The organism is Amycolatopsis arida (assembly GCF_900115565.1).
Lineage (GTDB): Bacteria > Actinomycetota > Actinomycetes > Mycobacteriales > Pseudonocardiaceae > Yuhushiella > Yuhushiella arida.
In genome coordinates, this window is sequence record NZ_FOWW01000002.1 from 137,029 (window position 1) to 156,447 (window position 19,419).

At 74.0% G+C, this 19,419-nt stretch carries 19 protein-coding genes; 12 read left to right on the forward strand and 7 right to left on the reverse strand.

All coding sequences use genetic code 11. The features are described from left to right. Positions 1 to 7: 7 nt before the first annotated feature. Positions 8 to 652: a hypothetical protein gene (locus tag BM051_RS05500; protein ID WP_092528792.1), complete on the forward strand. Its 645-nt coding sequence runs from the start codon at positions 8 to 10 to the stop codon at positions 650 to 652. Here BM051_RS05500 and BM051_RS05505 read toward each other — a convergent pair. Together BM051_RS05505 and BM051_RS05510 are read right to left on the reverse strand one after the other, a co-directional pair. Beyond that, on the reverse strand, positions 649 to 1,653 hold the full coding sequence (locus BM051_RS05505) for a PHP domain-containing protein (protein ID WP_092528794.1): 1,005 nt from the start codon (positions 1,651 to 1,653) through the stop codon (positions 649 to 651). The genes BM051_RS05500 and BM051_RS05505 overlap by 4 nt on opposite strands. 9 nt (positions 1,654 to 1,662) lie before the next feature. Continuing rightward, a complete protein-coding gene (locus BM051_RS05510) occupies positions 1,663 to 2,169 on the reverse strand; it encodes a metallophosphoesterase family protein (protein ID WP_092528796.1) in 507 nt (168 codons plus the stop codon). 649 nt (positions 2,170 to 2,818) lie between these two features. Here BM051_RS05510 and BM051_RS05515 point away from each other — a divergent pair. Both BM051_RS05515 and BM051_RS05520 read left to right on the forward strand, forming a co-directional pair. After that, the gene (locus BM051_RS05515; RefSeq protein ID WP_424923228.1) at positions 2,819 to 4,570 is read left to right on the forward strand and encodes a VanW family protein; all 1,752 of its coding nucleotides are present in this window, start codon (positions 2,819 to 2,821) and stop codon (positions 4,568 to 4,570) included. Positions 4,571 to 4,750: 180 nt separating this feature from the next. After that, positions 4,751 to 4,945, forward strand: coding sequence for a DUF5302 domain-containing protein (locus BM051_RS05520; RefSeq protein ID WP_092528800.1), 195 nt, complete (start codon positions 4,751 to 4,753; stop codon positions 4,943 to 4,945). 57 nt (positions 4,946 to 5,002) lie between these two features. On the opposite strand, the gene BM051_RS05525 is transcribed toward BM051_RS05520, so the two are convergent. After that, positions 5,003 to 6,079 (reverse strand): Glu/Leu/Phe/Val dehydrogenase dimerization domain-containing protein, encoded by a 1,077-nt coding sequence (locus tag BM051_RS05525; protein ID WP_092528802.1) that lies wholly within the window; start codon positions 6,077 to 6,079, stop codon positions 5,003 to 5,005. A 268-nt stretch (positions 6,080 to 6,347) separates the two neighbouring features. Between BM051_RS05525 and BM051_RS05530 the strand changes: the two genes are divergently transcribed. Next, positions 6,348 to 7,301 (forward strand): LysR family transcriptional regulator, encoded by a 954-nt coding sequence (locus BM051_RS05530; RefSeq protein ID WP_166677550.1) that lies wholly within the window; start codon positions 6,348 to 6,350, stop codon positions 7,299 to 7,301. 197 nt (positions 7,302 to 7,498) lie between these two features. Further along, the gene (locus tag BM051_RS05535) at positions 7,499 to 7,777 is read left to right on the forward strand and encodes a hypothetical protein (protein WP_092528806.1); all 279 of its coding nucleotides are present in this window, start codon (positions 7,499 to 7,501) and stop codon (positions 7,775 to 7,777) included. A 135-nt stretch (positions 7,778 to 7,912) separates the two neighbouring features. Here the strand turns inward: BM051_RS05535 and BM051_RS05540 are convergent, their stop codons facing one another. The 4 genes from BM051_RS05540 to BM051_RS05555 are packed head-to-tail and all read right to left on the reverse strand — an operon-like array spanning position 7,913 to position 12,235. After that, entirely contained in the window at positions 7,913 to 9,322 is a 1,410-nt protein-coding gene (locus BM051_RS05540; RefSeq protein WP_092528808.1) for an APC family permease, read from the reverse strand. A 59-nt stretch (positions 9,323 to 9,381) separates the two neighbouring features. Continuing rightward, the gene (locus BM051_RS05545; RefSeq protein WP_243859179.1) at positions 9,382 to 10,599 is read right to left on the reverse strand and encodes an aminotransferase class V-fold PLP-dependent enzyme; all 1,218 of its coding nucleotides are present in this window, start codon (positions 10,597 to 10,599) and stop codon (positions 9,382 to 9,384) included. Then, positions 10,596 to 11,378: a tryptophan 2,3-dioxygenase gene (locus tag BM051_RS05550; RefSeq protein ID WP_092528810.1), complete on the reverse strand. Its 783-nt coding sequence runs from the start codon at positions 11,376 to 11,378 to the stop codon at positions 10,596 to 10,598. Before BM051_RS05550 ends, BM051_RS05545 begins: the two co-directional genes overlap by 4 nt. Before the next feature lie 8 nt (positions 11,379 to 11,386). After that, positions 11,387 to 12,235, reverse strand: a complete 849-nt coding sequence (locus BM051_RS05555; protein WP_092528812.1) for a PaaX family transcriptional regulator — start codon at positions 12,233 to 12,235, stop codon at positions 11,387 to 11,389. A gap of 41 nt (positions 12,236 to 12,276) precedes the next feature. On the opposite strand from BM051_RS05555, the gene BM051_RS05560 reads away from it, so the two are divergent. The 7 genes from BM051_RS05560 to BM051_RS05590 are packed head-to-tail and all read left to right on the forward strand — an operon-like array spanning position 12,277 to position 19,383. Continuing rightward, the gene (locus BM051_RS05560) at positions 12,277 to 13,083 is read left to right on the forward strand and encodes an LLM class flavin-dependent oxidoreductase (protein ID WP_243859180.1); all 807 of its coding nucleotides are present in this window, start codon (positions 12,277 to 12,279) and stop codon (positions 13,081 to 13,083) included. Continuing rightward, positions 13,080 to 15,152, forward strand: a complete 2,073-nt coding sequence (locus BM051_RS05565; RefSeq protein WP_092528814.1) for an oxidoreductase — start codon at positions 13,080 to 13,082, stop codon at positions 15,150 to 15,152. Before BM051_RS05560 ends, BM051_RS05565 begins: the two co-directional genes overlap by 4 nt. Beyond that, positions 15,149 to 15,913, forward strand: a complete 765-nt coding sequence (locus tag BM051_RS05570) for a creatininase family protein (RefSeq protein ID WP_092528816.1) — start codon at positions 15,149 to 15,151, stop codon at positions 15,911 to 15,913. Before BM051_RS05565 ends, BM051_RS05570 begins: the two co-directional genes overlap by 4 nt. After that, positions 15,910 to 17,457, forward strand: coding sequence for a benzoate-CoA ligase family protein (locus BM051_RS05575; RefSeq protein WP_092528818.1), 1,548 nt, complete (start codon positions 15,910 to 15,912; stop codon positions 17,455 to 17,457). The genes BM051_RS05570 and BM051_RS05575 overlap by 4 nt, the downstream gene beginning before the upstream one ends. Beyond that, positions 17,454 to 18,149, forward strand: a complete 696-nt coding sequence (locus BM051_RS05580) for an SDR family NAD(P)-dependent oxidoreductase (RefSeq protein ID WP_092528820.1) — start codon at positions 17,454 to 17,456, stop codon at positions 18,147 to 18,149. Before BM051_RS05575 ends, BM051_RS05580 begins: the two co-directional genes overlap by 4 nt. Next, entirely contained in the window at positions 18,146 to 18,973 is an 828-nt protein-coding gene (locus BM051_RS05585; protein ID WP_092528822.1) for an enoyl-CoA hydratase family protein, read from the forward strand. The genes BM051_RS05580 and BM051_RS05585 overlap by 4 nt, the downstream gene beginning before the upstream one ends. Beyond that, positions 18,958 to 19,383 carry a RidA family protein gene (locus tag BM051_RS05590; protein WP_243859181.1) on the forward strand — a complete coding sequence of 142 codons (426 nt, stop codon included), beginning with the start codon at positions 18,958 to 18,960 and terminating at the stop codon, positions 19,381 to 19,383. Before BM051_RS05585 ends, BM051_RS05590 begins: the two co-directional genes overlap by 16 nt. Positions 19,384 to 19,419 lie beyond the last annotated feature (36 nt).

Below are 19,419 nucleotides of genomic sequence, written 5' to 3' on the forward strand. Positions count from 1 at the left end.
CGGCCGGGTGAACCCCTGGACGATCAGGGTGGCCCCGATGGACGACCCGGACGCCGTCGCCGTGCTCCACCTGTTGGCCGCGCTCCTCCCTCACCGGCGCTCGGTCGATGCTCGGCGGTCGTCGCGCGGCGGCCGCTACTTCGTCGACGTCGCGAGCAGCTACGACGGCCGTTCCGCCACCGCGGCCGAGGTCGACGCGGCGCTCGCCGAGGACCCGAGTGACGACCTCGTGCTCCCGACCGGGTTGTTCCTGCTCGGCCACCATCCCGGCACCGTACCGGGCGACCACGACGGTCCGGGCGGCGGCGAGGTGCGGGGCCGCGTCGGGGTCCGCGTGCGCGGCGCCGGTGCCACCGAGCTGACCAGGATGTACGTCGAGCCGGCCGCGCGCGGCATCCGGCGGCGGCCCGGCACCGCTCCGGGCGGCCGCAGGCGCCGCCCGCGCGCTCGGCGCCAGGGTGGTGCGCCTGGAACACCCGATCCGAGCCGCATCCTCTGGCCGCACTCCTCCCGCCTCCGCTCCTCCCTCGCTGGCGCTCGGTCGATGCTCGGCGGTCGTCGCACGGCGCTCTACATCCGCCACGGCTACGTGGAGATCCCCGCCTACTCCCACGCCCCCTATGCGGAGCACTGGTACGAGAAGGCCCTCTAGCGCGACGCCCAGGCCAGGAGGTCGTCGGCGGTCATCGTGTTGACCACGTCCCGCGGCCGGACCCCGCACTCGGTGGCACGCACGCACCCGTAGGGCTGCCAGGCGAGCTGGCCGGGGGCGTGCGCGTCGGTGTCGATGGCGAACCGGCAGCCGATCTCCACCGCGAGGCGGAGCAGCCGCCGCGGCGGGTCCAGCCGTTCCGGGCGCGAGTTGATCTCCACGGCGACCCCGTGCTCGCGGCAGGCCCGGAACACCTTCTCCGCGTCGAACTCGGACTCCGGGCGCCCGCGCCCGGTCACCAGCCGGCCCGTGCAGTGCCCCAGCACGTCCACCAGCGGGTCGCGCACGGCGGCGAGCATGCGCGCGGTCATCTCCGCCTTCGGCATCCGCAGCTTCGAGTGCACGCTGGCGACCACGACGTCCAGCTGGGCCAGCAGCTCAAGATCCTGGTCGAGCCGGCCGTCGGGCAGGATGTCCACCTCGATGCCGGTGAGGATCCGGAACGGCGCCACCTCCTCGTTCAGCCGCGCGACCAGCCGCAGCTGCTCGCGCAGCCGCGCCGCGGACAGCCCGTTGGCCACGGTGAGCCGCGGCGAGTGGTCGGTGAGCACCATCCACTCGTGCCCGAGCTCGCGGGCGGCCTCGGCCATCACCGGCACCGGGCTGCCGCCGTCCGACCAGTCGGAGTGGGTGTGGCAGTCGCCGCGCAGCGCTGCCCGCAACGCCCCGCCGTCCGGCAGCTCCGGCGCGCCGCCCTCCACCAGCCTGCGCAGGTACTCGGGGTCTCGCCCGGCCATCGCGTCGGTGATCGCCGCCGCCGTCGTCCTGCCGATTCCGCCCAGCTCGGTCAGCGTGCCGGCCGCCGCCCGCCGCTCCAGCTCGCCGTCGGGCAGCCGGCGCACCACCGCCGCGGCCCGCCGGAAGGCCTGCACGCGGTAGGTGGGCGCGCCGGACCGCTCCAGGTGGAAGGCGATCCGCTCCAGCGCGCGTGCCGGGTCCATGGCCCGAGGTTAGCCGGCAGGGCGCGGCAGCGCGTGCAACTCGACGTCGGTGAGCTCACCGTCGGTGATCCGGGCGGTGAGGTAGGTGCAGTGCGGCTGGCGCCGCCGGTCGGTCGGCGAGCCCGGGTTGAGCAGCCGCAACCCGGTGCCGGTCACGCTGTCCCACGGAATGTGGCTGTGCCCGAAGACCAGCACGTCGGTGTCCGGGAAGTCCCGCGCACAGCGCTGCTCGCGCCCCTTGGCCGGCCCGGTCTCGTGCACCACGGCCAGCCGCAGCCCGGCCAGCTCGACCCGCGCCACCTCCGGCAGCCGGGCGCGCAGCTCGGGCCCGTCGTTGTTGCCGTACACCCCGACCAACCGGCGGGAGCGGGCCGCCAGCTCGTCGAGCAGCCCGACGTCGACCCAGTCGCCGGCGTGGACCACCACGTCGGCGTCGGCGACCTCACGCCACACCTGGTCCGGCAGCCGCCGGGCCCGCTTCGGCACGTGCGTGTCGGCGATGATGAGCAGGCGCATGCCGGACAAGCCTACTGAACGAGATGAGATCGAACCGCAATGTCGCGCCGGATGCGAACACCGCCGGCGCCACTCCGGTCGGAACCCCGAAAAGCACTGGTGGACCGAGCTCTCCTTCCCCCGGTAGGGCGAGTCGAGGCGCCCCTTTCACCGGTGCGTATCTTGACGTCTGGAGTCCCGCCGACTCGTCGCCAGCGGACGTGGAGGGTTTGTCTTGCCACAGGACCACCAGTGGCCCGAATCGCACATCGACAACACGGATGTGCTGCCGGCCGTCACCGGCAAGCTCGACGGCACGGTTGACGGCAGGAGTGCCGGCACGATCGACGGCAACGCCCAGGACAGCGTTCGGGACAACGTCGACGGCAGGCTCGACGGGAACGTCGGCGGAGACCTCGACGAGGCCGTCTCCGGGAGCCTGGACGAGCAACACACGGTCCGGCGCCCGCTCCCGGAGGGGGCCACCGACCAGCTCCGGATCCCGAACGTCGTGACCGACCGCCACGTCCTTCCCGGCGCGACCGACGGCACCGCGTCGACGAGCCACGAGGACGCGCCCACCGAGACCCACGCCCGACTCGGCGGGCCCGAGCCCACCGAGCAGTTCCACCCCGGTCCGTTCCCCGGCGGGCCGGCCGGGAACGGACCGGTGCCACCGGGAGAGCCGAATGCCCCCGCCGACGCGGGCGAGCCGGGTGAGCCGGCGGCGCGGCCCCGCTGGCGGCGGCCGGCGCTGATCGGTGCCGCGGCGTTCGGCGTGCTGGCCCTGCTCTACGGCGTCGACCTGCTGGTCAGTCAGGGCAGCGTGCCGCGGGGCGTCACCGTCGCCGGGGTCGACGTCGGCGGCATGAGCAAGGCCAGCGCCGAGCGGGAGCTGCGCGACCAGCTCGAGCCGCGGCTGTCCCAGCCGGTGCCGTTCCGCGCCGGCGACGTCGAGGACACGCTCGACCCCGGGCAGGCGGGCCTGAAACTGGACTGGGCCGGCACCGTGGAGCAGGCCGGCGACCAGCCGTTGAACCCGTTCACCCGGCTGTTCTCGTTCTTCACCATGCGTGAGGTGGGCGTGGTGACCGCGGCCGAGCCCAACCAGCTGCGGAACGCGATGGACGACCTGCACGCGAAGGTCGACCGCGAACCGGTGGAGGGCACGATCCGCTTCGAGGGCGCCACCCCGATCCCGGTCGACCCGGAGCAGGGGCAGCAACTCGACGCCGAGGGCGCCACCCAGGTGGTGCTGGCGCACTGGGCGTCCGATGAGCGGTTGGAGCTGCCGGTGACCGTGACCCCGGTGCGCACCACGCCCGAGGCGGTGCGCGCCGCGCTGGAGGATTTCGCCAAGCCGGCGGTGTCCGCGCCGGTGGTGGTCAAGGGCGAGGGCAAGGACGGCACGCTCGAGCCCGCGGAGATCGCCGCCGGGTTGAGCTTCGAGGTCGACGAGCACGGCGCGCTGGTGCCGAAGATCAACCAGGACAAGATCGTCGAAGGGGTGGGTCCCGAGCTCGCGTCCACCGAGAAGGAGGGCAAGGACGCCCAGATCGTCTTCGAGGGCGGCCGGCCCACCGTGCAGCCGTCCGAGGACGGCAACAAGATCAAGTGGGACACCACGCTGGCGCCCATGATGGAGGTGCTCAAGCGGACGGACAACCGCGAGCTGGTCGCGCAGTACGAGAAGAAGCCGGCCGACATCACCACCGAGGAAGCCAACCAACTCGGCATCAACGAAGTGATCGGCGAGTTCACCACCGGCGGGTTCGCGCCGGACTCCGGGGTCAACATCCGGGTGGTGGCGCAGAAGGTCAACGGCGCGATCGTCAAGCCGAGCGAGACCTTCAGCCTGAACGGCTTCACCGGCCCGCGCGGCACCGCGCAGGGCTACGTGGAGGCCGGCGTGATCAAGGACGGCGCACCCGGCAGGGAGGTCGGCGGCGGCATCTCCCAGTTCGCCACCACGCTGTACAACGCGGCCTACTTCGCCGGCATGAAGGACGCCGGGCACAAGGAGCACAGCTACTACATCAGCCGCTACCCCGCCGCGCGGGAGGCGACGGTGTTCCAGAGCCACAGCGGCGCGAGCGTGATCGACCTGAAGTTCACCAACGACTCCCAGACCGGCGTGGCCATCCAGACGATCTGGACGCCGTCGTCGATCACGGTGAAGCTGTGGGGCACGAAGCGGTACACCGTGGAGTCGGTGACCGGGGAGCGGCACAACTTCACCGACCCGCCCACGAAGCAGGGACCGCCGACCAACTGCCACCCGAGCAACGGCGCACCGGGCTTCACGGTCACCGACACCCGGATCATCAAGGACGTGAACACCGGCAGGGAGATCCGCCGGGAGAACCGCACCGTGCGGTACAACCCGCAGCCGAAGATCGTCTGCGGCGGCGACGGCGAGTAACCCACCGTCGCCGCCCACCCCTCCCGCCGGGAACGCGGGGCTCGGCGGGCGGGACGGGCGTGGCGGGCGGATCGTGCTACCGCCCACGGCGACGGGAAACATCGACGGGAAACGGAGTGGCCCGGCCGGCGATCTCCTGCCAGGCTGGCGGTAGGTACTCGGCGCTCCCCGGAGGCTCGCATGACCGAAGCAGCACCACCCACCGACGACGACGGCGCCCCGGAGGACGACGTCAAGCGCCGGTTCCGCGAGGCACTGGAACGCAAGCAGGCCAGCGCGAAGGCCGGCGCCGCGCACACCGACATCGGTCCGAAGGTCACCCACGCGCACGGCCCCGCGGGGCACAAGCGCAACTTCCGCCGCAAGAGCGGCTGACCGGCACCGGCACGGGACCTCACCCGCGGGTGGCGTCCCGTGCCGGTGACCGGCGGCTCACACCGTGGTGAGGATCGACCGCAGCCGGCCGACCTCGGCCATCCGCCGCTCGGCCAGCCGGTCGGCGGCCGTCACCGGCGGTACGCCCTCGTCGGCGGCCAGCGCGAACACCGCCTTCGTGGCCTCGTAGATCGAGTTCACCCTGCGCTTGGCGCGCTCGAAGTCGAAGCCGTGCAGCTCGTCGCTGACCTGGATCACCCCGCCGGCGTTCACCAGGTAGTCGGGCGCGAACAGGATCCCGCGGTCGGCGAGCCGCTTCTCGATGCCGGCGTGCGCGAGCTGGTTGTTCGCCGCACCGCAGACCACCTTCGTTCGCAGCACGTCGACGGTCTCGTCGTCGAGCACGCCACCCAGCGCGCACGGCGCGAAGACGTCCAGGTCGGCCCGGATGAGGGCGTCGGCGTCGGCCACCACCTCGATCCCCGGGTACGCCGTCGTGGCCCGCTCGATGGCCCGCTCGGCGACGTCGCTGATCACCACCTCGGCGCCGGCGTCCACCAGATGCCCGACCAGGATGTGGCCGACCTTGCCGACCCCGGCCACGCCGACCCGGCGGCCGGCCAGGTCCGGGCTGCCCCAGGTGTGTTCGGCCGAGGCCCGCATGCCCTGGAACACGCCGTAGGCGGTGAGCACGGAGGAGTCGCCGGCCCCGCCGAGGTCGGTCGAGCGGCCGGTGACGAACCGGCACTCCTTGGCCAGGACGTCCATGTCCCGCACGTAGGTGCCCACGTCGCAGGCGGTGATGTAGCGGCCGCCGAGGGACTGCACGAACCGCCCGTAGGCGCGCAGCAGCGCCTCGGACTTGTCGGTGTCCGGGTCACCGATGATCACGGCCTTGCCGCCACCGAGGTCGAGACCGGCCAGCGCGTTCTTGTACGCCATGCCCTTGGACAGCGCCAGCACGTCGTGGAGCGCCTCGCTCTCCGAGGCGTAGGGGTAGAACCGGGTGCCGCCGAGCGCGGGCCCGAGCGCGGTCGAGTACACCGCGATGATCGCCTTCAGCCCGGACTGGGCGTCGTGGCAGAACACAACCTGCTCATGGCCGCTGTCGCGGCCGAACACACCTTCGGTCACGGTGGTGACTCCTTTGTCAACCCCGGCTCGCGACTTGTGGGCGCGGGCCGGCCGGTGGTCGGTTTTCGTCGGCGGCGCCGGGAAGGTCGTTCCCGCGATGGCGGCCGCTGCTGCAGAACCTAGGGCCCCCGGCGCCCGCACGCCACGGTGGTTCGCCGACGAGGTGCGCCTTCGTGATGATCGCGTGCCCGTGCCCGCCGGCGCCGGTCGCCGCTCGGCGGTCGCACTCCGTGTGACGACCATCTCACCTTTCCATAGGATGGGCGCTATGGAACTGGAGATCAGGCATCTCAAGATCCTGACCACCGTCGCCGACCACGGGAGCATCACCCGGGCGGCCTCGGTCCTCGGCGTCTCCCAACCGTCCCTCACCGCCCAGCTGCGCCGCATCGAGAGCGCGCTCGGCTCGCCGCTGTTCGAGCGCTCCCGCAACGGCGTTCAGCCCACCCCGTTCGGCCGCACGGTGCTCGCCAAGGCGCGCGCGGTGCTCGCCGAGATGGCCGACCTCCGGCTGCACCAGCCACCGGCCGCGAGCGGCGACGAACCGACCGAGCTGCGCCTCGGCAGCGTGCCGGGCCCGCTGCTGCCGACCACGGTGTCCCGCCTCGTCGACGCCGCCGAGCACACGCTCGAGGTGCACGCGCACACCGAGGCGTCGGTGGCCGCGCTGCTCGGCCTGGTGCAGGCGGGACGGCTCGACGCGGCGATGGTCGCCCAGATCTCCGGCTTCGAGATCCCCCTGCCGGAGGGGGTCCGGCGGTCGGTGATCGTGCCGGTGGAGCCGGTGTTCGTGGCGCTGTCCGAGCAGCACCCGCTGGCCGGCAAGGAGGTGGTCGACCTCGCCGAGCTGGCCGACGAGCAGTGGCTGGTGGACCCACAGGAGGACTTCGGTGGCGCCGCGTTCCTGCGCGCGGCGTGCCGGGACGCCGGGTTCGAGCCGGTGATCGCGCACGAGGTGAGCGACGTGAGCACCGCGCGCGGGTTCCTCACCAGCGGGCGATGCATCAGCCTGGCGCAGGCCACCTCGCAGGAGGGCAGGGGGATCGTCGTACGGCCGCTGCTGGGCGACCCCCTCACCCTGCGCATGGAGCTGGTCTGGTCGCCGGCGTGCCCGGTGGACCCGGAGCTGATGCGCCGGTGCGCGGCGGAGGCGTACCTGCGGCTGGTGGACCGCAACCCCAGCTACGAGCGCTGGTGGGCCGAGCACGGCCAGGTCGGGTGACGGCTGGAGCCACGAAGGGCACGCGGAGTGCCCGGGCGACGACGCTGCGCCGACACCACGAGTGTTATGGCCGATTGAGATGACCGTCACACTCGCGGATGAGGCAAGATTTTCACCGAAAGTCACCGACACCCCTGCGGGCTGGGCTTGATCCGGAGATGGGGGCTCCGACCCAGGGGTACCTGCGAGGAATCACGATGTCTACAACACTGCAGCAGGTTGCCGCGCCGGTTCCGTCCGGGCGCGGGCTGGCGATCCTCCGGGCCGTGGCGGCCGGGAGGGTACGCATCGCCGGGGGTGGGGAGACCCGCCTGCTCGTCGACGGGATCGCCTGCAGCGATCAGTTCACCGCGCACCTGTTGTTGCGCGACGGCCTCATCGAACCCGCCCCGCCCGAGGGTGCCGGAAGCACGGCTCCGGCACAGCTGACGGCGGCGGGGCGGGCCGTCCTCGCGGCCGCCCATCCCGCGGCCTGAGCGCGGCGCGAGGACGAAGCCGGGGCCGGTGCGGGTTCCGCGCGTGGAACCCGCACCGGCCCCGAGATCCACGCTCGGGACCGCGAGTTCCACGGTCCGGACGGCGAGATCCGCGTTCGGGGATGGGTCCCGTGGTCAGCGGGGAGCGCGCCGGGTCGCGAGCAGGAGCCGCTCCTCGGCGTCCGCGCCGGCGCCCACCCTGGGCAGGCGCAGCACCAGCACGACGCCGACCAGCCACCACGCCCCGACGATCACCCACTCGTAGGGCCAGATCAGCTGGGCGGGCAGGCCGGGCAGGAACAGCACGGCGGTGCCCAGGCTGAGCAGCGCGGCCAACACGCCAACCGGCCACCCCGCGCGCACCCGGAACGGCCGCGGCATGTCCGGCTCGCGGCGGCGCAGCACCAGGAAGGTGACCGCGACCAGCAGGTAGGCCACGACGATGCTCAGGCTGCCCGCGTCCACCAACCAGACCAGCATCTGTCGGCCGAACAGCGGCGCGAGCACCGACAGCAGGCCGATGAACAGCACGGCGTTGCTCGGCGTGCCGTACCGCGGGTGCACCTTGGCGAACCAGCGCGGCAGCATGCCCGAGGAGGCCATCGCGAACACCAGCCGGCTCGCCCCGATCATGAAGCCGTTCCAGCTGGTCAGGATGCCGGCGATGCCGCCGACCACCAGGACCGTGCCCATCACCCTGGTGTCCCAGAGCGCGGTCATCGCGTCGGCGGTGGGCAGCTCGGCGGCGGCGACCTCGTCCCGGCCGAGCCCGGAGCCGACGGTCAGCATGATCAGCACGTACCAGGTCACGGCGAGCGCCACCGAGACCACCAGCAGCGTGCCGATCCGGCGCGGCGGCAGGTTGATCTCGCCCGCCGACTGCGGGATCACGTCGAAGCCGACGAACAGGAAGGGCGTGGCGACCAGCACGAGCAGCATCCCGGACAGGCCGCCGGAGAACAGCGGCTCCAGGTTGGCGGCCGCACCGCCGGTGAGCGAACCGGTGAGCAGCAGCACCCCGACGGCGACCAGGAACAGCACCGCGATGGTCTGGAACACCGCGGCCGGGCGCACCCCGACGTAGTTCAGCGCGGTGATGATCACGGCGCCGGCGATGCCGACCAGCGCCCAGGTGGCGTAGACGTCGTAGCCGGCGACCGACCACAGCCGGCCGGCGGGCAGCTCGGGCACCAGGTACAGCAGGGTCTGCGGCAGGGCCACCGCCTCGAACGCGACCACCGAGACGTAGCCGAGGACCAGGGTCCAGGACGTGACGAAGGCGGGGCGGGCGCCGAGCCCGCGCAGGACGTAGTTGTGCTCGCCGCCGGCGGCCGGCATGGCCGACACCAGCTCGGCGTAGGTGAGCCCGACCAGCCCGACGACGACGCCGCCGAGCACGAAGGCCAGCGCGGCGCCGAGGCTGCCGGCGTCCTCCAGGAAGCCGCCGGTGAGCACGATCCAGCCGAAGCCGATCATCGCGCCGAAGGCGATCGCGAGCACGTCCAGCCTGCCCAGCACCCGGCTGAATCCATCGTTCCGGGTCATCCGCCACTCCCTTCGCTCGGCGAGTGATCAGCAGAGCTTCGGCGCGCGGAGCGGCGACGTCAAGATCGCGCTCGTTCCGAGCGGTCGCGGACCACCTCGCCCAGCGCGGCCATCGCCGCCTCGAGCTGGGCGTCGGACAGGTACGGCGCCGGACCGAACCGCAGGTACTCCCCGCGGCAGTCGACGGAGACGCCGCGCTCGGCCAGCCCGGCGCGCAGCCGCTCGGCGTCCCGGCAGCGCAGCGCCAGGAACCCGGCCACCTCGGTCAGCGGCACCGACCGGTCCCGGCGCACCTCCTGCTCCGGCAGGTCCAGCGCGTCGAACGCCGCCGCCAGCAGGCCCACCTGGTGCTGGGACACCGCGCGCAGGAACTCCGGGGTGAGCCCGTGCTCGGTGAAGAAGCCGAACACCCGGGCCGCTCGGTAGTGGCTGGTCGGGTCGTAGGTCGCGCCGGCGAACCGGTCCCCGCCCGGCGCGTAGCCGACCCGCTCGCCGGGCGCGCCGGACAGCGATCCGAACTCGGCGAACCACCCGGTCACCACCGGCCGCAGCCGCTCGGCGTGCGGCGGCATCCGCAGCACGCAGTTGCCCTCCCCGAGCTGCAGGTACTTGTACCCGCCGGCGAGCACCCACGCGGTGTCCAGGCCGAGCCGCGGCACGGGCGTCGGCAGCACCCCGAGCGCGTGGTAGGCGTCCACCACCAGCTCCACGTCCCGGTCCGCGCACGTCCTCGCCAGCGTGCCCAGGTCGGGGACGATCCGCGCGGTGGCGAACAGCACCCGCGACACCAGCACCGCGCTGGTCCGCCCGTCCACCGCCGCGGCCAGCCGCTCGGCGAGGGTGCCCACCGGCTCGGCCGGCACCCGCACCACCTCGACGCCCTCCTCGGCCAGCCGGGCCAGCTGGCGGCGCAGGCTGTGGAACTCGCCGTCGGTGGTCACCAGCCGCGGCCGCCGGCGCAGGTCGAGCGCGGACAGCAGGCGCACCAACAGGTCGTGCGTGCTGGCACCGAGCGCGAGGGGCGCGTCGTCGTCGAGCAGCCGCCGGTAGCCGGCCCGCACCTCCTCGGCCTTGGCAAACGCCCTCGCCCACTTGCCGTCCACCTCGGTGGCGGCGTCGGTGAACGCCTCCAGCTGGCCTTCGACCGCCACGTCCGGCCACGCCTGGTGCGAGTGCCCGGTGAGCAGCGGCCGCTCGGCGACCCGGAACCGCGTGTAGTGCCGGGCCAGCGCGTTGGGCGTGCGGCGCAGGTCCGCCAGCGACACCGAGGCGATCACAGCGCGCTCCGCACGGCCCACAGGTCCGGGAACGCCGGCCGCAGCAGCGTGGTCCGCAGGTAGGCGGCGCCGGAGGAACCACCGGTGCCGCTCTTGTCGCCGATGGTCCGCTCGACCATCTTCACGTGCCGGTACCGCCACTCCTGCATGCCCTCGTCGAGGTCCACCAGCCGCTCGCACACCGACGCCGGGCCGGCATCGTCGGCGTAGACCCGCAGCAGGATCTCCTGCACCCGGGGCGAGGGCTCCAGCGGCGCGCACACGTCCCGGTCCAGTGGCACCGGGTAGCCGTGCTCGGCCAGGTAGGCCAGGAACGAGTCGTACAGCGACGGCCGCTCCATCGCCGCCGCGATCCGGTCCCTGGCCGGGCTGCCCTCGGGGTAGTGCGTGAACACCCGCGCCTCGCGGCGGCCGAGCACCGCCTCCAACTCCCGGAACTGCGCCGACTCGAAGCCGCTCGCCGCCGCGAGCCGGCTGCGGAAGCTGGTGAACTGCGACGGGGTCATGGTCTCCAACACGTCGATCTGCGCGACGGCGACCTTCAGCACGGTGAGGATCCGGCGCAACGTGCGCAGCGAGTGCGGGGTGTCGCCCGCCTCGAACCGGCGCTGCAGATGGGCGAGCTCGTGCAGCATCTGCTTGAACCACAGCTCGTAGACCTGGTGGATGACGATGAACAGCATCTCGTCGTGCTCGGCGGAGCGCGGCCGCTGGGCGCCGAGCACCTCGTCGAGCGCCAGGTAGGAGCTGTACGTCAGGGAGGAGTGTTCGTCGCTCACGGATCGGGTCACCTCGCTGGGACGGCAGGGGGACGGCGCTGGGATGTCGATATCGAGACGGCGCGGTCGAAGTGGCGCTGGGCGGGCTCGGCCAGCGCACCGTAGAGGTCGGAGAAGAGCGCGACCGCCTCGGCCCTGCGGGGCGGCGGTGACACGAGGTCGGCCGGCAGCTCGGGGTCCAGCACGGGAAACTGCCGGAAGGCGTGCACCAGTCGGGTGCGCACCTCGAACGCCCTGGCGTCGGAGAGCCGGTCGGGGGCCACGGCGGACCCGGCGAACCGGTCGACGAACTCGGCGTAGCGGCGGGCGAGGCCGGCCAGGTCCCACGCCCTGGCCACCACCGAGCCGACGTCGGCGACCGGCCGGCCGCGCAGCAGACCGGCGTGCTCGCGCACGCCCAGCTCGTCGAGCAGCGCGGTCACCTCGGCGACCCGGTCGCGCGGGGCGATCCAGGTGCCGTCGCCGAGGGTGCCGAAGCCGAGGAAGCGCAGCCGGCGCACCAGCCGCTCCCTGGCGTGCCGATGCCCTTCCGGGATGCCGTGCCAGAGCATCGTCCACTCGCCGGGCGCCGGGCCGGCCCTGCCGAACGAGAAGATCCGCCGGTCACCGTCCTCCAGCAGCGCCACGGCCCGCGGGGTCAACCCGAGGTGCACCAGCCGCCCGTCCCGGTGCCGGTCGAGCAGGCCCCTGCGGACCAGCCGGCCCAGCGCGATCCTGGCCGCGCCGGCCGAGAAGCCGAGCTCGCCGAGCAGCGCGACCAGCCCGCCGGACCACACGGTCCGGCGGTCGCGTGGCCGGACGTAGCCGCCGAGCAACGTCACCACGAGCTCCTGCGGCGCCGGCTCGAACGGATCCATCGTCTTACTGTATACACCCCGGGCCTCTCGGGTGTAGCTTGATGCGGGTGGACGTCGGAATAGGGCTGCCGAACACCACACCGGACACGGACGGCGCCGCGCTGGCCGAGTGGGCCCGCCGCGCCGAGGCCGGGCCGTTCGGCACCCTGGGGGTGCTCGACCGGCTGGCCTACCCGGGCATCGAGCCGTTCGCCGCGCTGTCCGCCGCGGCCGTGCTCACCACCCGGATCCGGCTGGCGACGATGATCGCGATCGGCCCGCTGCGCGGCGCCGGCCTGCTGGCCAAGCAGGTGGACTCGGTGCAGGCGCTCTCCGGCGGCCGGCTGACCCTCGGCCTCGCCGTCGGCGCGCGGGAGGACGACTACGCCGCGGCCGAGCGGGAGTGGCCGGGCCGCGGCGAGCGGTTGTCCGCGCAGCTGGCGGATCTGCGGGCCCGCGACGACGGTCCCGAGCTCCTCGTCGGTGGCGCGAGCGGTCCGGCGTTCGCCCGGATGGCCCGCTACGCCGACGGCTACGCGCACGGCGGCGGCCCGCCGCGGGCGTTCGCCTCCGCCGCCGACCGAGCCAGGGCGGCGTGGCACGACCTGGGCCGGCCCGGTGCGCCGCGGCTGTGGGGCCAGGGCTACTTCGCCCTCGGCGACCCGGACCGCGGCGCGGCCTACCTGCGCGACTACTACGCCTTCACCGGGCCGTTCGCCGAGCGGATCGCCGCCGCGCTGCTCACCACCCGACGCGCGGTGCGGGACTTCGTGCGCGGCTACACCGAGGCCGGCTGCGACACGCTGGTCCTGCTGCCCACCGTGCCCGATCCGTCCGAAGTGGACAGACTGGCCGAGGTGCTGGGATGAGGATCTCGGTGCTCGGCGCGGGGCCGGCGGGGCTGTACCTGGCGATCCTGCTGGCCAGGTCCGGCGCCGGGCACGAGATCACCGTGGTCGAGCGCAACCCGCCGGACGCCACCTTCGGCTGGGGCGTGGTGTTCTCCGAGGAGACCCTCGGCGCGCTGCGCGACGCCGACTATCCGACCTACCTGGAGATCACCGACACCTTCGCCCGCTGGGACACGGTGGACATCTCCTTCGCCGGCCGGCTGCTGCGCTGCCGCGGCCACGGCTTCTCCGCGATCGCCCGCACCCGCCTGCTGGACATCCTCCAGCGCCGCTGCGCCGACCTCGGCGTGGAGCTGCGTTTCGGCACCGAGGTCGGCGACCCGGCCGAGCTGGACGGCGACCTGGTGGTGGGCGCCGACGGGGTGCACAGCGTCGTGCGGCGCGGCGCCGAGGAGGTGTTCGGCACCTCGGTCGTCCTGCAGGGGTGCAAGTACGTCTGGTACGGCACGGACCTGGTGTTCGACGCGTTCCGGTTCATCTTCGTGCCCACCGAGCACGGCATGTTCCAGGTGCACGCCTACCCGTTCGACGAGCACTCGAGCACCTTCATCGTCGAGGCGCCGGAGGACACCTGGCGCCGCGCGGGGCTGGCGGAGATGACCGAGGAGGAGAGCATCGCGTACTGCGAGCGGCTCTTCGCCGCAGACCTCGCCGGCCACCGGCTGCTGTCCAACCGCTCGACATGGCTGAGCTTCCCCCGGGTCCGCAATCGCACGTGGCACCACGGCAACGTGGTGTTGCTCGGCGACGCCGCGCACACCGCGCACTTCACCATCGGCTCCGGCACCAAGCTGGCGATGGAGGACGCCGTGGCGCTGGCCAACGCGGTCGTCCGGCACGGGCACACCCCCGACGCCGTCGCGCGGGCGCTGGTCGAGTACGAGTCGGAGCGGCAGCCGGTGGTGGAGCGGTTCCAGCGCGCCGCCGCGGAGAGCGCCGGCTACTTCGCCAGGGTCGGCCGGCACGGCCACCTTCCGCCGTACCAGTTCGCCACGAATCTGCTCACCCGCAGCGGCCGGATCAGCCATGCCAACCTCACCGTCCGCGACCCCGACTTCGTCCGGGGCGCCGACGCCGCGTTCGCCGGCGCGCCGCAGTTCGCCCCGCCACCAATGTTCGTGCCGCTGCGCCTCGGGAACGTCGAGATCGGCAACCGGGTGGTGCGCACCGCCCACACACCGGCCGAGCTGACCGCCGCGGCCGGCGGCGGCGCCGGGCTGGTGCTGGCCGGGCCGGTCGCGGTGAGCAAGGAGGGCCGCACCTCACCGGAGGCGTCCACGATGGACGACGAATGGGCCGCGGCGGTGGCCGCGGCGCACGGCGCGGGGGCACGCGCCGGGGTCCGGCTGGCGCACGCGGGCCGGCGCGGCGCCGTGCGACCCGCCCGGTCCGGGGTGGACGTGCCGCTGCCCGCGGACCAGGCGTGGCCACTGGTGTCCGCCTCGGCACTGCCCTACGGGCCCGGCACGGCGGTGCCGCGCGAGGCGTCCGCCGCCGACCTGGACCGGGTACGGGCCGACTTCGCCGCGGCCGCCGCCCGCGCCGCCAGCGCCGGGTTCGACGTGCTCGTGCTGGACTGCGCGCACGGCGGCCTGCTGGCCAGCTTCCTGTCCCCGCTGGCCAACCACCGCACCGACGAGTTCGGCGGGCCGCTGGAGAACCGGCTGCGCTTCCCGCTGTCCGTGCTCGCCGCGGTGCGCGGGGCCTGCCCGGTGACCGCCGTTCGGCTGAGCGTCACCGACTGGGCGCCGGGCGGGGTGAGCACCGACGAGGGCGTGCGGATCGCCGCGGAGCTCGCCGCGGGCGGCGCCGACCTGGTGCACGTCGAGGCCGGGCAGACCGTCGCCGAGTGCCGGCCGGTGTATCGGCGTGGCTTCCTCACCACGCTCAGCGATCGGGTGCGCACCGAGGCCGGGGTGCCCACCCTGGTCGGCGGGTACCTCACCACGCCCGACCAGGTGAACACCGTCGTCGCCGCCGGCCGCGCCGACCTGTGCCTCGTGGACTTCCCCGAGGAGGGATCGTGACCTACTTCGCCGACCTCACCTCACCGCAGGTCGCCGCGCTGCGCGACGACGACCGGGTGCCGGTGCTGCTCCTGCCGATCGGTGCCGTGGAGCCGCACGGCCCGCACGCCCCGCTCGGCACCGACGCGCTGATCTCGACCGCGCTGTGCGAGCGTGTCGCCGCCCGGTGCACCGGTGATCCCGGCCTGCGGGTGCTGATCCTGCCCGCGCTGCCCTACGGCGTGACCCGGTACGCCGCGGAGTTCCCCGGGACGGTCGGCGTCGGGGAGGAGGCGCTGCACGCGCTGGTCACCGAGGTGTGCCTTGGGCTGGTCGACCAGGGGCTGCCCCGGATCGTGCTGGTCAACAACCACTTCGAGCCCGAGCACGTGGCGACCCTGCGCCGCGCGGTGCGCACCGTGGAGTCGGCGCGCGGGGTCCGGCTCGGCCACCTGGACCTGGTCCGCCGGCATTACGCCGCACGGCTCACCGCCGAGTTCCGCGCCGGCGAGTGCCATGCCGGCCGGTACGAGACGTCGCTGGTGCTGGCCGAGCGGCCGGAGCTGGTGGACCGCGCGACGATGCGAACGCTGCCCCGGGTCGCGGTGAACCTGCCCGCGGCGATGGCCGACGGCCGGCGGAGCTTCCGCGCGCTCGGGATGAACCGGGCGTACTGCGGCGCGCCCGCCGAGGCCACCGGCGAGGAGGGGTCGGCCACCTTCGACACGCTCGCCGAGCTGCTCGTCGATACCATCCGCGCGCTGGTCGAGGGCAGCCCGTGAACCTGACCGCATACTTCCTGGACCGCATGGTCGCCGAGGGCCGCGGCGACCGCACCGCGCTGTACTGCGTCGACAGCACCGGCGATGCCACCGTCAGTTACGCGGAGCTGGCCGCGCGGGCAGCACGGATCGGGGACGTGCTGCGTGGGCTCGGCGCCGGCAGGGGCGAGCGGGTGCTGCTCGCGCTGAGCGACGGCGTGGACTTCGTCGCCGCGTGGTACGGCGCGCAGCGGGTCGGCGCGGTCACCGCCGAGGTCTACACCTTCCTGCGCCCGGAGGACTACGCCTACTTCCTCGGCTACACCGAGGCACGCGTCGTGCTGGTGGACGTCGTCACCCTCGACCCCGTGCGCCGCGCGCTGGCCGACCGGCCGCCGGGACGGCGGGCGGTGCTGCTGGCCGCCGGCGTGCCGGAGGCGGAGCTGCGGGAGGGCGAGCACTCGCTGGCCACGCTCGAGGCCGGGGCCGGCGACGGGGCCGAGCCGGAGCCACTGACCGGCGACGACGTGGTGATCTGGAAGTTCACCACCGGCAGCACCGGCGCGCCCAAGGCGTGCGTGCACCCCGCCCGCAGTCCGGTGGAGAGCTACCTCCGCTACGCCCGGGGCGTCCTCGACCTGCGCCCCGACGACGTCGTGCTCGGCGTGCCGAAGCTGTTCTTCGGCTACGCGCGCGACCTGGTGGCGATGTTCCCGTTCGGGGTCGGCGCGGCCGGGGTGGTCTTCGCCGAGCGCAGCACGCCGGAGCTGCTGTTCGACCTGATCGCCCGGTACCGACCGACGATCCTGGTGAACGTGCCGACGATGATGAGCGCCATGCTCGCCTCCCCGCGGGCGGCCACCGCCGACCTCGGCTGCGTGCGACTCTGCACGTCCGCCGGCGAGGCGCTGCCGGCCGAGTTGCACCGCCGGTGGGACGCCACGTTCGGGGTGGAGGTGCTGGACGGCATCGGCTCGTCCGAGGCCTACCACATCTACCTGTCCAACCGTCCCGGCGCCGTGCGGCACGGCACCGTCGGCGTCCCGGTGCCCGGCTACACCGCACGGGTCGTGGACGAGTCCGGGACCGAGGTGCCAAACGGCGAGATCGGGGTCCTGGAGGTCACCGGCCCGACCGTCGCTCGCGGGTACCACGGCGCGCCGGAGAAGTCGGCGGCCACGTTCCGCGGCGACACGCTGCGCACCGGCGATCTGTTCTCCCGCGACACCGACGGCCACTTCGCGCACCACGGTCGCGCCGACGACCTGCTCAAGGTCGGCGGTGTCTTCGTGGCGCCGAGCGAGATCGAGCACTGCCTGGTCGGCCACCCGGACGTGCTGGAGTGCGCGGTGGTGGGCGTGCGCGAGGCCGGCCTCGTCCGGCCGTGGGCCTACGTGGTGCGCCGCCCCGGGTCCACAGTCGACGCCGACGAGCTGGAGGCGCACGTGCGGGAGCGGCTTGCCGGGCACAAGCGGCCACGGCGGTTCCGGTTCGTCGACGCGCTGCCGCGCACCGCGAACGGCAAGCTCGACCGGCGGGCCCTGCGCGAGCGGGTGGAAGGATGACCGGGCGACTGGTGGCGGTCACCGGCGGCACCCGGGGCATCGGGGCCGCGGTCGCCGCGCGGTTCACCGCGGCCGGCGACCGGGTGCTCGCCCCCGGCCGGTCCGAGTGCGACGTCACCGACGCCGACCGGGTCGCCGAGTACTTCGCCACGGCCGGCCCGGTGGACGTGCTGGTGAACAACGCCGGCGTGGCGTCCAGCGCGCCGGTGGAGCGCACCGACCTCGCCGAGTGGCAACGGCAGCTCGCGGTCAACGCCACCGGCGCGTTCCTGTGCACCCGCGCCGTGCTGCCCGGGATGCGCGCGCGGGACCGCGGGCGGATCGTCACCGTCGCGTCCACCGCCGGGCACGTCGGCTACCGCTACACCGCCGGCTACACCGCGGCCAAGCACGCCGCGGTGGGGCTGATCCGGGCGGTGGCCGCCGAGGTGGCCGGGACCGGGGTGACGGCGAACGCGGTGTGCCCCGCCTTCGTGCGCACCGACATGACCCGCGAGTCGGTCGACCGGATCGCCCGGCGCACGGGCCGCGACCCCGCGGAGGCCGAGGCCGCGCTGGCCGCGGCCGCGCCGCTCGGCCGACTGCTCGAGCCCGAGGAGGTCGCGTTCGCCGTGGCGTTCCTCGCCGCACCGGAGGCCGGGGCGATCAACGGCCAGACGCTGGTTCTCGACGGAGGTGGCATCCAGACATGAGTCCGTTCCGCGCGTCGCCCGGCTTCACCGAGCACTGGCGCAACTTCGACCTCTCCCTCGCCGACGGGGTGGCGACGGTGACCCTGTCCCGGCCCGACCGGCTCAACGCGCTCACCTTCGACACCTACGCCGACCTGCGGGACCTGCTCGCCGAGCTGCCGCACCGCGGCGACGCCAGGGTGCTCGTGCTCACCGGGCGCGGGCGCGGGTTCTGCTCCGGCGGCGACGTCGAGGAGATCATCGGCGAGCTGCAGGACATGACGTCCGCGGAGCTGCTGGAGTTCACCCGGATGACCGGCGCGGTGGTGAAGGCGCTGCGCGAGTCCCCGCTGCCGGTCATCGCCGCGGTGAACGGCATCGCCGCCGGCGCCGGCTCGGTGCTCGCCCTGGCCAGCGACTTCCGGCTGCTCGCCCGCTCGGCGACGTTCGCCTTCCTGTTCACCAGGGTGGGCCTGGCCGGCGCGGACATGGGCTCGGCGTACCTGCTGCCCCGGCTGGTCGGCCTCGCCCACGCCACCGAGTTGCTCATGCTCGGCGACTCGATCGACGCCGAGCGGGCCGAGCGGATCGGGCTGGCGAACCGGGTGGTGGACGACGCCGAGCTGGGCGAGGCCGCCGCCGCGCTGGCCCGCCGACTCGCCGAGGGACCGTGGAGCGCCTACTCGGCCACCAAGGTGCTGCTCACCCGCGAGCTGGACATGGACCTGGGCAGCGCGGTGGAGCTGGAGGCGATCACCCAGGCGCTGCTGATGACCGGCGAGGACCACCGCGAGTTCCACCGCGCGTGGTCGGCCGGCCGGAGTCCGAAGTGGACCGGCAAGTGACCGGGGAGGCGCCGGTGCACGAGGTGGTGGTGGCCCCGGGGTTGGCCGCGCCGGTGGGCTTCGCGCACGCGGTGGTCGCGGCCCCGGGCCGGACGGTGTACCTGGGCGGGCAGACCGCGCAGGGACCGGACGGGGCGATCCGCGGCGACACCGTGGTGGAGCAGTTCGACGTCGCGGCCGGCAACGTGGTGGCCGCGCTGCGCGCCGCCGGGGGGCGGCCGGAGCACCTGGTGTCGCTGCTGATCCACGTCACCGACGTGCCGGCCTATCGGGCGGCGCTGGGCGAGCTGGGCGCGGTGTGGCGTCGGCACTTCGGCCGGCACTACCCGGCCGTGGCGCTGTTCGGCGTGGCCGAGCTGTTCGACCCGGACGCCAGGGTGGAGCTGCTGGGCACGGCGGTGGTCCCGTGACCACGTCGGCGTCGGCGGACGCCAGCGACGGCGGTC